Raw genomic sequence first — 13,127 nt, forward strand, 5'->3', positions numbered from 1 at the left:
TACGCCGGTAGGCGCTCACGCGACACTTTGCCAACTCAGGGAGAGAGATCGATGCTAAGGCTTTTCGGTATTATCGGACTGGCGACCGCGACGCTGTGTCTTCCGTTCGTTGCAGGTTTGGCCAAGGCCGAGGGTTGCGGCGCTCCACAGCAGGCTGGCCGTCAACTGCTGCAATTTCAGTCCGGTGGCGTAGAGCGCCAGGCGCTCGTCTACGTCCCAACCAGTTACCAGCCCGGCAATACGGCTCCATTGGTGCTCGATTTGCACGGAAGTGCCAGCGACAGCGTCGAACAGATGGATCGCGGAATGTGGGAGCGTTCTGCCGAGACAAACGGATTTGTCGCTGCCGAACTGCAGGGCGCTCTTGCTGCACAACCTTCGGGTTGGCGTTGGAACGTTCCCGGCGTTACCGGCCCAGACGGGCCTGACGACGAAGGCTACATTCTGGACGCGATCAACGCCTTGGACGCCAGATTCTGCATCGACAAATCAAGGGTGTTTGCTAGCGGCTATTCGGGCGGAGCGCGCATGGTCGCCCAATTCGCGTGTGACCATCCGGGCGCGCTTGCCGCGGTAGGTCTCGTGGCGGGAATTCGAGCGGGTTTTCCCAAAGACGGCCCGAATGGACCCGAGCCCGACCCTGCCACGTGTCGCCCAGACAAGCCGGTTCGGATTATTGCTTTCGGTGGGCTGGCCGATCCCGTCAATCCTTTCAGTGATGGAGGCGCGGCGTACTGGAAATACGGGGTGGAAAAGGCGAGAGCCAGATGGGCCGCCATCGGTGGCTGCCAACCATCGCCGGAGGTAGATGAGCTATCAGGCGATATCGAGAGGATGACTTATCAGAACTGCCGGCCCGGCGCAGCGCTCGAATACTACACGGTCAAATCGGGAGGCCACGTGTGGCCTGGCAGCGCGAACTACCTTCGGCAACCGAAGCTCGGCAAGGTCACCTTCGAGATCAACGCGACCGAACTCATGTGGGATTTTTTCAAGGGTCACCCCCGCTGAAAGCCGCACCATTTCTGACGATTGCTGCTGAAACGACCAAGCAGGTTATCCAGGTCTATCCCAGCATATTTCGCCATCGCGATACGAAGCCAGATTCCCAAAGCTCGCCGTTCAACGCGAAGGAGCCGTCCTATGCCGATTAAAATCTCTCCTGTCATCCCCGCACAGGCCCATACGGGCGCCCCAGGGCACTATTTCCGCGCGCTCCAACTTGCCGGAATGGCGAACCTCGTCTCTCCCATTACCGTGGTTTTCGACTCCCGTGCCGTCGGTCGTCCAATCACGCCACATCCGCATGCCGGCCTCACGACCATCACGTACATTTTTGAGGATTCACACGGCGGGCTTCGCAGCCGCGACACTCTTGGCAATGACGTGACGGTTGGACCCGGCGGAGTTGTCTGGACGGAATCCTGCCGCGGCATTGTGCATGAGGAGTTACCCTCGGTGCCAAGCGTTGAGGTGCATGGCCTCGTCGCCTTCGTCAATCTCACCTCGGCGAACAAGCTGGAACCAGCTCGGGTAAATTGGCTGCAAGCCGATGAGATCCCTATCTGGCAGGACAAAGGCGGCAACCAGGTGCGGGTCGTGGCCGGGACGTACGGCAATCTCAGTTCCCCGCTGCAGCCCATGGAACCGTTCACCTTGCTCGACGTCAGTCTGCGGCAAGAGATCAGCTTTCATTTGCCGGCCGGTCACAACGCCCTCGTCTACGTGAGCGCAGGCACCGTCACGGTCCGCGGTGGGCATCAAATCGAGAAGGTTACCGCGGGCAACGCGGTTGCTTTGCAACGCGGCGGTGACGCGGTCCTCGAAGCAGCCGACCCGTCGCAGCTCATCATCCTGTCCGCTCCTGCAATCGATGAGCCGGTCGTCTACGAATGGCCCTTCATTATGAACAGCCAGGCGGAGGTGCAGGCTGCCCATGAGCGCTACCGCAACGGTGGGATGGGACGATTGGCACCGACCTGAGCTCGGCCGCATTTAACGAACCCGCCAAAGCGGTTGTCATCCTCCTTCACCGAAGGCCGGCATCAATCCTAGGAGTGTAAAATGACCGGAACCAAACCTTACGAGGCGCTGAAATATCGCGAGATCAATGGGACGCGGATGGCTTATGTCGATGAGGGCGCCGGCGACGCCATCGTCTTCCAGCATGGCCAGCCGACATCCTCGTATGTGTGGCGCAATGTCATGCCGCACTTGGAAGGCCTGGGCCGGCTGGTAGCCTGCGACCTGATCGGGATGGGCGCTTCCGACAAGCTGGTGAATACGGGACCAGGCAGCTACAGCGTCGCCGAACACGCGGAGTATCTGTTCGCGCTTTGGGATTCGCTCGAACTCGGCAACCGCATCGTGCTGGTGCTCGATGACTGGGGTGCCGCACTGGGCTTTTTGTGGGCCCGCCTCAACCCAGGCCGGGTCTTGGCAATCGTGCACATGGAGGCAGTGGCCCTGCCGATGAGCTTTGCCGATCTTCCGGAGCAAGCTCATCCTTTTTTCAAGGCCTTGCGCTCGCCAGCGGGCGAGGAGATGGTTCTGCAGCAGAACGTTTTCATAGAGCAAGTACTGCTCCGCGCAACAATACGCGACCTCACGCCTGAGGAAATGGAGCACTATCGGCGACCATTCCTAGAGCCTGGTGAAGGGCGGCGACCAACCCTGTCCTTCCCGCGCAACCTGCCGCTTGATGGCGAGCCGGTCGGCACCGCCAATGCGATATCGGCGTCCGCGGAATGGATGGCCCGCAGCCGTCATCTTCCCAAACTGTTCATTCGCGGGGAACCGGGCACCCTAATGCGTGGTCGCGTGCTCGACGAGGTACGCGGTTGGCCCAACCAGACCGAGGTCACCGTCAAAGGGATAAAGTTGCTGCAGGAGGACAGCGCCGACGAGATCGGAAGAGCGATTGCGGCCTTCGTCACGGACGTCCGGCAGGCGTCCTAGTAGGCGCCGCCAAATCACTGAACTGTCAACGGGGTGGGGAGATTCAACCTTAGACCGACGCCAAGGGCTTGGAAGGACACATCCTGCTTCCAGAAGATCTGCGGCTGCGCTTGCTGGTAGCTGCTCGGGCCACGGCTGATGCACACTTGCCTTACATGTACCAGTGTCACACACTTGAACACGAAGACATGGAGATGACGGATGCTCGACGGTATATCAATCGATCAGCTCCGTACCTTCATCGCAGCTGCAACGGAAGGCAGCTTCTCGGCCGCCGGTCGCCACCTTGGCCGGGCCCAATCGGTTGTCAGCCAGACCCTGGCGAATTTAGAGGGGCAGCTCGGCGTCAAGTTGTTCGAGCGAATCGGACGTTACCCGGAACTCACCGCCGCCGGCCGATCCTTACTGCTCGACGCCCAAGCCGTTGCAACCAGCATGGATCAACTGAAGGCGCGCGCCAAGGTGCTCGCCGGGGGGCTGGAACCGGAACTCGGCATTGTCGTAAATGTGATGTTTCCGACCACTGTTCTGACCACCGCCGTCACAGCGTTCAAAGAAAGCTACCCAAACACGCCACTTAGAATTGCGGTAGAAGGTTTGGGCGCGGTGTTCGAGCCGGTTCTCGAAGGACGCTGCGCCTTTGGCATTCGTGGCCCCCTCTCCATCGCCCACCCCCATCTCACCAGCGAACATCTGCTTTCCATCAAATACGTGATGGTGGCGGCACCGTCACATCCGCTAGCAGCCGTTCGGGGTACAATTCCATCGCGAGAACTTGCTGAACATGTGCAGCTGGTGTTGTCGGATCGGTCTCAAATGACCGAGGGGCGAGACCTTCGTGTTGTGTCACAGCGGACCTGGCGCCTGTCGGATCTCGGAGCCAAACACGCCTTCCTGCTCGCCGGGCTTGGCTGGGGCGGCATGCCCGAGCATATGGTGAAGAAGGACCTGGAAAGCGGCTTGCTGGTCCAACTGGTCACCGAAGAACTGGATGTGAGTGCATCGATCGCAATGACGGCCATCTTTCGAACCGACACACCTCCCGGTCCGGCGGGACGCTGGCTAATCGATCGCCTCAAGGAATCGGCCTAGGCGCGGGCCCAATCACCTGCGCGCCTCAATGAGAGTGCCTAGTTCCTCCAAAGCAATGAGAAGCCTTAAGCGATGTCCCGCCGACACCTCCCGGAGACCGACGTACTTTGGGGAAGTGGGGCAGTTTACCCCTGCTGGAACGATAAGCCCCAGCGGGACATGCATTTTCAACCGTTCGACGGATTCCGGCACGCTGATAGAAAGAAGCTGACGGCCTGGGCTACGTGCACGTCGATATCTGCTCGGAGACGGTCAAGGGGCTCTCCAAGCAGCGCGCGCAGCAGAAAGCGCGACGCCACCAAATCCAGAAAGAAGTGGGTTGTCGTCTCCAGGCGTCCCGGGGCAAGGCCTGGGAATACGGCTGCCTCATCCGAGCTTGCAATCTCGCGCAACACGTGAGTCGCGGCCTGCGCCGCGCGCTCGCGCACCGTTCGCCCGACATTTGTGAGCTCTGGAAAGCGCTGCGCCTCGGCTGCGGACAGCCGCATGAAATCGATCGTGTCTCCGGAAAGCAGGCGCTTAAGAATGGCCGTCCCGACGCTCGTGAGTCGATCCTTTATCGTGCCTCCGGTCGGCCGCTCGTCCGCGCCGGCGGCTTGAACACGGGCGGCATTATGCATGATTACGGCCGCGAATAGCGCCTCCTTGGTCGGGTAGCGAGCATATATCGTTGGCTTGCCGGCGCGGGCACGCCGGGCAATCTCGTCGATGCTGGCACCGGCGAGGCCGCTTACCAGAAAGATATCACGAGCCGCGTCCAGAATGCGGTCGTCGACCTCCCCCGCGAGTGCCCGGGGGGGGCGCCCCATGCGCCCTTGCGATCGTTTCACGGTGGTTTTTTGCATTGTTAGACCTGTTCCATCGTTCGATCCCGCACCCTTCCCCCTCCAATCAACCGCTGTCAAACATAAAAGAACGAAACGTTTTCGTAAAGATATCTTGACGGACGAAAGCGACCGCGCTATCTGGAAATGAACGACAGCGTTCATTTAATTCCAGAATACCAACCCACAGGAGTACGCCCTCATGAATACCGAAATCATCGTCCGCCCAAAACTTCAGCATTACGGTCTAACCACCAGCAATCTCGACACCGTGATCGACTGGTACGGGAAGGTTCTCGGCATGACCGTCAATCATCGTTCGACGCTGCCGGCCGCAGCGGCCGGCCGCGCGCCGTTTTCGGCATTCGCCTTCATCACCAACGACGAGTCGGACCATCGGATCGTATTCTTCGAAACGCCAAGTGCTGGCCAGCCCGACGGCCGCCGGCCGGCCGGGCTCCAGCATGTCGCCTTCGAATACGAAACCCTCGACGATCTGCTCGGCACCTATGTTCGGCTGAAAGGCCTCGGCATCGAGCCCACTTTCGCTGCCGATCATGGCTTGGGGACTTCGTTCTATTACGACGACCCGGACCGAAATGTAATCGAACTGAACGTCAACAACTACGGCAATCCCTGGACGGCTGCCGAGCACCTTCGCACCGCGCCGCCGACGCGAATGAACATCGATCCCGACAAGATGGTCGCGGCGCGCAAGGCCGGCGGATCGCCCTGGGCGCTGCATGAGCGGGCGGTCGCCGGCGAATTCAAACCGGAAAAGCCCTTTGATCCGCGCAGCCTTGCGTGAGGCGCGCGCAACGCATTTGTTCAGGAGGCCAAAGTGAGCCTAACAGTCATCGCCATCCTTCGTGCCATCCATATCGCCTTCGGCGCTTTCTGGCTGGGAAGTGCATTCGCTGTCGGGTTCTTTCTCCTGCCCGGATTGAGGACGGCGAAGGCAGCGGCGGGCGCGTTCGCCGCGCAGTTCACGCTGCACACGCGCCTGCTGGCGGCAATGAACGTGGCGGGCACGATATCGATCGCCGCCGGCATCTCGCTCTACCACGGTATCTGGTCAGGCACGGGCTTTGACGGGCCGCAGCGATGGTACGCAACGGGAGGCTATGTCTCGCTCGTGTCGATCATCCTTCTGAGCGGGATCTCGCTGCCGTCAGCCATCAAGCTGGGGCGCCTGTCGCGGGCGATCGCCGCCCAAGCGTCATCGCCGACGGAGGCACAGGAGGCCGCGTGCCAACAGTTCTTGGGACGTGTCATTCGGTCGACGCAACTCGGCGCCGTGATGCTCGCCATCACCATCACACTCATGGCCGTTGGACGGTACATATGACGGTCCTCGTTCCTCTACTTCTCGCCACGAGCCTTGCCGGCTGCACAGTGGGACCCGATTTCGTGCCACCGGCGGCCCCGTCCGTCGGCGGCTACACCGCCGGCGTCCTGCCGGCGACCAGTTCGGCCAAAATCAGCGGCCGTGCCGCTCAGCGCTTCGTGTCGGGCATGGACGTGCCGGGCGACTGGTGGCGCCTATTTCATTCCAGGCAGATCGATGCCTTCGTCGCCGAGGCGATCGCCAACCATCCCGACCTGCAGTCGGCAAAGGCGGCACTGCGGCAGGCGCTGCGGGAGGGGGAGCCCGGCCATGGATGAAGCCTCCCAACACAGCGCCCCCAAAGACACCGCCGCCGAAGTGCAGCTATCGCCCCCCGATGCTATGACCCCGGAATGGCCACTCGCGGCGCCGCGCGAACTGCGGATCGTCCTCAGCGGGGCGATGCTGACCATGATCCTCGCCGCCCTGGACATGAACATCGTCAACACCGCTCTGCCCCGCATGGCGAGCGAGCTTTCCGGTCTCGAACATGTCGCCTGGATCGTGGCAGCCTACATGCTTACATCCACCATCACCGTGCCGCTTTATGGCAAGCTCAGTGACATGTACGGCCGTCGCCGATTAATGGTCGTGAGCATCGGCCTGTTCCTGTCCGCATCGATGCTCTGCGGGCTGGCCGGCTCTATGACGCAACTCATCCTCTTCCGGGCGTTGCAGGGGCTGGGAGCCGGCGGCCTCATGACGCTGTCGCAAGCCGTGATCGCCGATGTGGTGCCGCCCCAGGAACGAGGACGGTATCAAGGCATGTTCGCCGGAGCCTTCGCAATTTCCAATGTCGCCGGCCCCGTCATTGGGGGCGCACTGACAAGCTACCTGTCGTGGCGTTGGGTGTTCTACGTCAATTTGCCGATCGGGGCAGTGGCAGTGGTGCTGCTGCTGGCCGGGCTTCGCCGCACGCCGCCGCGGTCCGATCACCGGATCGACTATGCAGGGGCATTGCTGCTCACCGGAGGCAGCACGGCCGTGCTGCTGTTGCTAACCGGCGGTGGCTCGGCCTTCACCTGGAATTCGGGCACGGCCCTGACGCTGGCCTTGGCGGCCGCCACTTTTATAACGCTGTTCCTGTTGCAGGAGCGGCGTGCGGCCGAACCCGTGCTCGATCTCAATCTGTTTCGGCTGCCGGCCTTCGCGATTGGCGTGACCGTGACGGGGATTATGATCCTTGGCATGTCATGTTCCATCATCTTTCTGCCGCTTTATTTCCAGCTCGTGCTGGGGCTTGCGCCAGCAACGACCGGCTTGGTGCTGCTGCCGCAGGTGCTGGCGCTAACGGCGGGGTCCGTGGCGGGAGGACGCTTGTCTTCCCGGCTTGGCCATACGAAACCCTTCATCCTCGCAGGCCTCGGTATCGCCGCGCTGGCGCTGTCGTCACTGGCTTTGCTCGCCTCCCTCGATGCCAGCGTCGCCTGGTTCCTGATCGTCTTGGCGCTTCTGGGCCTGGGCATGGGCGTCGCCATGCCGGTCGTAATGGTCGTCATCCAGAACGCCGTGGACCGCGAGAGTATCGGCGTCGCCACGGCCACCATGTCCTTCATGCGGTCGTTGGGCGGATCGCTCGGCGTCGCCTTGTCCGGCGGCGTCATGACGGAACGGCTGTTCGCGGCGCTGAACGGCCTCGATCCGAGTATCGACCCGAAGGCCCTGATCGCGCGTGCAATAGCAAGCCTTGCAGCGCTGCCGGCGCCGCTCCACAGCGCCGTCGTCGTCGCCTACCGAAACGCCATCAGCGCCAGCTTTCTACTCAGCGGCGTTGCTATGGCTGCCGCCTGTGCGCTTTCGCTATTCCTGCCATCCCCGCCCTCACCGGAACGAGGCCAAGAACGACTAGCGGAGTCCGAGCTATGAAATCGCGGCATCCCGCGCTCGCCTCGCGCGAAAAGTCACGGCGGGGGCGCCCGACCGGGGGAAGGCCGCGCGTCCGCGAACGGATCCTAATGACCGTACATGAGCTGTTCTCCCGTGGGGGGATCCGCGGGATCGGCGTTGACGCTATCGCCGGCGCAGCCGGCGTCTCGAAGGCCAGCATTTACACCACTTTCGAATCCAAGGATGACTTGATTGCAGCCTATATAGCTGAGCACGACCGGCAGTTTTGGACGTGGTGGGATAGGCTTTAGGTGGAACATCCGGGCGATCCTCGCGCGTTCCTCGACGCGCTGCTCGTCGGCATCGTCATGCAAATCAGACGCGGCGGTTCCCGCGGCTGCCCGTTCCTTAATGTAGCAGCCGAGTTCCCCGACGAGGCCCATCCGGGCAGGCATGTCGCTCGCGCGCACAAGGAAGCCTTGGGCGTCCGCCTCGCCGCTCTTTGCATCAGCATGGAAGTGCCGCAGCCTGAGCGAATAGCGGGGCAACTCGTCCTGCTGATTAACGGCGTCTATGCGACCAGTCTTTCGGGGAGCGATGCCGACTGGGCGCGCGAGCTCGCCAACGCCGCCGACCGCCTCGTCGGCCGGGCGATCTGAACCGTAGAAGGCGGTTTGCGCCGTTATCCGCGTCAGCCAGTCGATGTCGAGGCCGTTGGCCTTCTGGAAGCCGCGATGACCCCCGCCGCAATTCACGTCGTTCAGGAGATGGCTACACCGTGTGCTTCGAGGCCGACAGGCAGATATGGCCCGCGTCGGCATCCATCGGCGCTGCGTTCCCCGGAACGCAAAAACCGCCCCGGTTAGATCGGGACGGTTATTGATTTATGATAAAATTGGTTACGGGGACAGGATTTGAACCTGCTGGCCCCGCTTGCGAAGTCCCGTCAACAGACGAACTCAGTTGCAGCGCTGTATTGGCGGTAGCCCTCTCCCGCTACCACCTCAAACCACTTTCCAACCTAGTGGGTTCCGCGATGTGTCTCCTGGGCGCCTACGACGTTCCCGATATAGTGCAGGCCTATTGTGATTTCGGATCTCAGGTTCTGACGCTGCCCGACAAGGCGATTACCACCCAATTGGCCGGACAGCCACAATACGTGGTGCTATGTCGATACCACCGGAGATCGGCAGATTCTGGGCAAAGATTGGAAGGCGCTGTCGAACCGTTTGAGGAGGCTTGCCGGTCCAATGTGGTTAGTGCTGAAGGCCAACCGAGTAGGACAGAGCGAATGGCTGAAGATGTTCAAGCCGCCGTTCGACCCCTACGTCGAACTGATGCCCCATGAGTCGGGCGACCAGTTGCTTATCCTCAAATCGAAGGAGCTAGACGGTCTCACGACACTCAAAGACACGCTGAACGCTGGAGACGGCATAGTCCGAACCTTGAATGGAGTCGCTGGAGGGGTTGTCTTTGCGGGGTCCTCGGTTGAACTTGACGGTGCATCCGAAATGCGCGACGGCAGACTGATCCGCCATATGATGTTGCGCACGGAAACAGCGCATTTTTCCATAGGACGCGGATCCGCTGAGTTTCAGGCCATCATTCGAGACAACGACGGCAACATCGTCGTGCCGACCCCCGCGCCAACTTCGGCCCAACGCCGCTACGCTGCTTCCAGGGCAAGCGACTTCCTAACACACGCGCTCAATTACTGCGCCGGCGAGCCTGGCTGGTTCGACCTCTACAAGGCGATGGAGTGTCTAGAACAAGCTGGGTTCAACCCAAGGGGGAAAGGCAGAGCCGAAATGGATCGCTTCAGTCGCACAGCGAACTGGTTCTATCGGCACCATGACAGGAGAAATGAGCAGAAGCGGCCGTCGAAACCGATGGACCTACGTGACGCGCGCCGACTACTGCGCTCACGCGTTAACGACGCGCTAGATCAACTTGCACGGCACACTCAAGATGACGGCGCCAGCGCGCGACCGTCTCCGTAGCCGTCCTACAGCGATGTTACGAAAGGGGTGGCAAATGAGGGTTTCGGATACGTTCCCGTCTCGACAATCGAGCAGGCTTCGAACGGTGAAAGCCTCGATACCCACCAGGCCAAGATCACCGGCACGTCATGATGCAGAGGTACACTAGCCTAGCGCCTCTCAGCGGCCCGCTATGAGTCTAGGCGATCCTGTGAGCCTATCGAGGGCGACCAGCCCGACCAGCTATTCAAGCTCAAGCTGTTCGCCTCCGGGCGGTTGCTTGTTGCGGGCCCGCTGCCGCTGGCCACCGGATGGCGGCCCAAAGGGTACGCGGCGCGATGCCGCCTGCGTGACTCTGGGAAGACCATACAGTAACAAGGGGATGATGGAGGAGCCAATCCCAGCCTATGCAAGCCGCCCCTCAGTGGCGTCCTATGGCTCCGCCTAGCGCCTAACTTGGGGGACCAGACTGGGGGACCGCGCTTTGGCGGAGCGGCTATAAGCCATTGACATCGCTGATCATTGGGGGACGAAAAATGGTATGGCGGAGGGAGCGGGATTTGAACCGACTTAAAGGAGGGCTATAGCGTAGACGTAGTTCTCATCATCACCCGGCGCGGCGCGCCACGTTCCGCCGACAGCCGCACAAATCAACCGGATGGCGGTATGGGCGCTATTGGGCATGGTGCTGACGGTATGCCCACCATTCCGGAGCGAACCGTCGCAAATCGGCTCGTTATCGTCGAGGCCCTGACCGAGAGCGGGATCGAGGCATTCTTCGTCACGCATCTCTTCGAGTTCGCCCACAACCTCCGTGAACGGAACCTGCCGAACGCAATGTTCCTGCGTGCCGAAAGGCAGGGAGACGGAATGCGGACTTTCAAACCACACGAAGGCGTTCCGCTTCAAACAAGCTTCGGCGAAGATCTCTACCATAGAATATTCGAAGAAGCGGAATATAACAGCGCTAACCGACATCCAGGAGCTGAAGCGAGGACGGCATGAACGGGGACACGGAGAAAATCCGCATTATCAGGCTGCACGAGAAGTGGGCCGACTTTTATACGATCGTCGCTCAGGTGCTGATCCTTTCGCTGTTCGCAGGCGTCTACTTTTTGGCCGAACAGACGGGTGTCGATGCGGCGGAGCGTACTGGTGCTTTCGTGTTGCTGGGCCCCATCATTCTCGGCACGGTCATTTGGCAAGCTGCCGGCTTCGGACTTGCCCGCATCCACATGATCATCAATGGCATCGATCTAGGAGGGTCCATCCACGACGAGCGGGCTCGGGGATAGGTCGACAAGAAGATGCAGGACGTTCTTCATGCAGTGATGTGGGTGGCGCTCGGCAGTGCCTTTGGCGGCCCGGCGCGCTATTTCGTGTCGGGGCTGGTCGGCCGGCACGTCGGCGAAACTTTTCCCTGGGGCACCATGGTCGTCAACGTCAGCGGCGCTTTCGTGATCGGCCTGATTGCAGCCGCCGCGACCACCGGGGGTTTTCTACCGATGCCGTCCGCCTGGCAGCTTGCCGTCACCGGCTTCCTCGGCGCCTACACAACCGTGTCCTCCTTCAGTCTCCAGACCATGGCGCTGGCCCGCGACGGCCAGTTTCGCAAGGCGGGTAGCAATGTGGCGCTTTCCCTCGCTCTCTGCCTGTCAGCCGTGGCGCTTGGCTATGGCGTTGGCGCTTTCAGCCTTGGGATTGGCCCCGCATGAGCGAGTTCAAGGAGGCGCTTTCCGACGAAGAAGAACCGCGGCCGACGCCCAAGGCCGGTCTACGAGGGCGGGCCAGATGGCATTCGTTGCGCGAAAGGCTGCTTCTTTATGCCGTGGTTTCGCTCGGTTCGATCATCGGCAGCGTCTTGCGCGCCCTTGCCTCGCTCGCCGCGCTCGGCTGGTTCGGCCAGGGATTTCCATGGGGTACCCTGTTCGTCAACATCGTGGGTTCCTTCGTCATTGGCTTCTACGCCGCGATCACAGGGCCGGACGGACGAATCTTCGCGGGCATGTACCAGCGTCAATTCGTGATGACCGGCATTTGTGGCGGCTTCACCACCTTCTCGGTCTTCAGTCTGGAAGCCTTCCAGTCGCTTCATGCCGGTAGATTCACGCTCGCAGGGCTTTATGTCGGCATCTCCGTCATCACTTGGCTCGCATCCGTCTGGCTCGGCCACGCTCTTGCTTCACGCCTCAACCGCCTGGGAGGAACATGATCATGCAGATACCACGCCAAGCTATGCTTCTGCGGATATTCATCGGTGAGGATGATCGTGACGATGGCCACCCGCTCTACGAATCCATCGTGCTGAAGGCTCGCGAGATGCAGCTTGCCGGCGCAACCGTGCTGCGCGGCGGAATGGGCTTCGGTCAGTCCAGCCGGCTACACACTACAAAAATCCTCAGGTTGTCGGAGGACTTGCCCCTGGTCGTCGAGATCGTGGACAGCGAAGAGAAGATCAATGCTTTCCTGCCGGTGCTCGAAGGCATCATGTCTAGCGGACTGGTGACGCTCGAAAAGGTGCAGGTGTTGCAGTACGGATCAAGCGGCGCCTAGATGCGAGCTTTCGGGAGGTTGTCCATTCGAGCCGACCGAGGAGACTGGAGTTACCACGCTTCAGATTCGCCGGAGGGTCCGAATGAACATCCATAAGAATGCCCGCCTGACGCCGCTGCGTCGAGAGGAAATGGCGCTGTCGGTGATAGAAGGCGGCGTTTCCCAAGCCCAAGCGGCGTTGAAGTATGTGGTGACGGCGAAGGTCGTGACGCGTTGGATCGAGAGCTATAAAGCGGAGGGCCGAGCCGGCATGGCCGATCGGTCGATCGAGCAGAAAGGGCAAGATTTTCGGCCTGATCGGTGCGAAGTGGCCATGATCCTTTACTTTCGCTAGCTGCCATCGAGAGCCAGATCAGCCGGAAGTGACCAGAAATACGTCAGAATCAGCATCAATCCCGCCAGTCCAATGCCAACCAGATCGTGACAATTACGATCATGGCCGCGCGGCCCTTCGGCCGTTCCAAGATTTTCGCGGCCGCTGCACGATGCCCAAGGTCGGCTCCTGCG

At 61.1% G+C, this 13,127-nt stretch carries 17 protein-coding genes and 1 pseudogene; 16 read left to right on the forward strand and 2 right to left on the reverse strand.

Going from position 1 to position 13,127, the window contains the following annotated elements; translation table 11 throughout:
* Positions 1-51 precede the first annotated feature (51 nt).
* From FJ970_RS02890 to FJ970_RS02905, 4 genes are all read left to right on the forward strand, one after another.
* Positions 52-1,011, forward strand: coding sequence for an alpha/beta hydrolase family esterase (locus FJ970_RS02890; protein WP_181178580.1), 960 nt, complete (start codon positions 52-54; stop codon positions 1,009-1,011).
* Between the two features lie 132 nt (positions 1,012-1,143).
* Positions 1,144-1,983 (forward strand): pirin family protein, encoded by an 840-nt coding sequence (locus tag FJ970_RS02895; RefSeq protein ID WP_140758757.1) that lies wholly within the window; start codon positions 1,144-1,146, stop codon positions 1,981-1,983.
* Between the two features lie 81 nt (positions 1,984-2,064).
* Complete coding sequence (locus FJ970_RS02900) at positions 2,065-2,958, forward strand: haloalkane dehalogenase (protein ID WP_140758758.1); 894 nt, start codon at positions 2,065-2,067, stop codon at positions 2,956-2,958.
* Between the two features lie 201 nt (positions 2,959-3,159).
* Entirely contained in the window at positions 3,160-4,050 is an 891-nt protein-coding gene (locus FJ970_RS02905) for a LysR family transcriptional regulator (RefSeq protein WP_140758759.1), read from the forward strand.
* 167 nt (positions 4,051-4,217) lie between these two features.
* Here FJ970_RS02905 and FJ970_RS02910 read toward each other — a convergent pair whose 3' ends face one another.
* Positions 4,218-4,895: a TetR/AcrR family transcriptional regulator gene (locus FJ970_RS02910; RefSeq protein ID WP_181178582.1), complete on the reverse strand. Its 678-nt coding sequence runs from the start codon at positions 4,893-4,895 to the stop codon at positions 4,218-4,220.
* Between the two features lie 181 nt (positions 4,896-5,076).
* Here FJ970_RS02910 and FJ970_RS02915 point away from each other — a divergent pair, with 181 nt between their 5' ends.
* The 7 genes from FJ970_RS02915 (at position 5,077) to FJ970_RS02945 (ending at position 10,088) form a co-directional block, all read left to right on the forward strand.
* A complete protein-coding gene (locus FJ970_RS02915; RefSeq protein WP_140758761.1) occupies positions 5,077-5,682 on the forward strand; it encodes a VOC family protein in 606 nt (201 codons plus the stop codon).
* A gap of 33 nt (positions 5,683-5,715) precedes the next feature.
* Positions 5,716-6,222 carry a hypothetical protein gene (locus FJ970_RS02920; protein ID WP_140758762.1) on the forward strand — a complete coding sequence of 169 codons (507 nt, stop codon included), beginning with the start codon at positions 5,716-5,718 and terminating at the stop codon, positions 6,220-6,222.
* Positions 6,219-6,539 (forward strand): hypothetical protein, encoded by a 321-nt coding sequence (locus FJ970_RS02925; protein ID WP_140758763.1) that lies wholly within the window; start codon positions 6,219-6,221, stop codon positions 6,537-6,539. Before FJ970_RS02920 ends, FJ970_RS02925 begins: the two co-directional genes overlap by 4 nt.
* A complete protein-coding gene (locus tag FJ970_RS02930; protein ID WP_210243049.1) occupies positions 6,532-8,127 on the forward strand; it encodes an MDR family MFS transporter in 1,596 nt (531 codons plus the stop codon). Before FJ970_RS02925 ends, FJ970_RS02930 begins: the two co-directional genes overlap by 8 nt.
* Before the next feature lie 89 nt (positions 8,128-8,216).
* On the forward strand, positions 8,217-8,399 hold the full coding sequence (locus FJ970_RS33845; protein ID WP_181178584.1) for a TetR/AcrR family transcriptional regulator: 183 nt from the start codon (positions 8,217-8,219) through the stop codon (positions 8,397-8,399).
* Positions 8,400-8,747, forward strand: coding sequence for a hypothetical protein (locus FJ970_RS02940; RefSeq protein ID WP_140758765.1), 348 nt, complete (start codon positions 8,400-8,402; stop codon positions 8,745-8,747).
* A gap of 591 nt (positions 8,748-9,338) precedes the next feature.
* Positions 9,339-10,088 carry a hypothetical protein gene (locus FJ970_RS02945; protein WP_140758766.1) on the forward strand — a complete coding sequence of 250 codons (750 nt, stop codon included), beginning with the start codon at positions 9,339-9,341 and terminating at the stop codon, positions 10,086-10,088.
* Between the two features lie 549 nt (positions 10,089-10,637).
* Here the strand turns inward: FJ970_RS02945 and FJ970_RS02950 are convergent.
* A complete protein-coding gene (locus tag FJ970_RS02950) occupies positions 10,638-11,003 on the reverse strand; it encodes a hypothetical protein (RefSeq protein ID WP_140758767.1) in 366 nt (121 codons plus the stop codon).
* Positions 11,004-11,068: 65 nt separating this feature from the next.
* Between FJ970_RS02950 and FJ970_RS02955 the strand changes: the two genes are divergently transcribed.
* From FJ970_RS02955 to FJ970_RS02975, 5 genes and pseudogenes are all read left to right on the forward strand, one after another.
* The gene (locus FJ970_RS02955) at positions 11,069-11,362 is read left to right on the forward strand and encodes a hypothetical protein (protein ID WP_140758768.1); all 294 of its coding nucleotides are present in this window, start codon (positions 11,069-11,071) and stop codon (positions 11,360-11,362) included.
* A 12-nt stretch (positions 11,363-11,374) separates the two neighbouring features.
* Positions 11,375-11,782, forward strand: coding sequence for a fluoride efflux transporter CrcB (crcB, locus tag FJ970_RS02960; RefSeq protein ID WP_140758769.1), 408 nt, complete (start codon positions 11,375-11,377; stop codon positions 11,780-11,782).
* Positions 11,779-12,279 (forward strand): CrcB family protein, encoded by a 501-nt coding sequence (locus FJ970_RS02965; RefSeq protein ID WP_140758770.1) that lies wholly within the window; start codon positions 11,779-11,781, stop codon positions 12,277-12,279. Before crcB ends, FJ970_RS02965 begins: the two co-directional genes overlap by 4 nt.
* 2 nt (positions 12,280-12,281) lie before the next feature.
* On the forward strand, positions 12,282-12,620 hold the full coding sequence (locus FJ970_RS02970; protein WP_140758771.1) for a DUF190 domain-containing protein: 339 nt from the start codon (positions 12,282-12,284) through the stop codon (positions 12,618-12,620).
* Between the two features lie 82 nt (positions 12,621-12,702).
* Positions 12,703-12,906: pseudogene (locus FJ970_RS02975) on the forward strand (helix-turn-helix domain-containing protein); the annotation flags it as partial.
* Between the last annotated feature and the right edge of the window lie 221 nt (positions 12,907-13,127).

The organism is Mesorhizobium sp. B2-1-8 (genome assembly GCF_006442545.2).
In the GTDB taxonomy this organism is placed as follows: Bacteria; Pseudomonadota; Alphaproteobacteria; order Rhizobiales; family Rhizobiaceae; genus Mesorhizobium.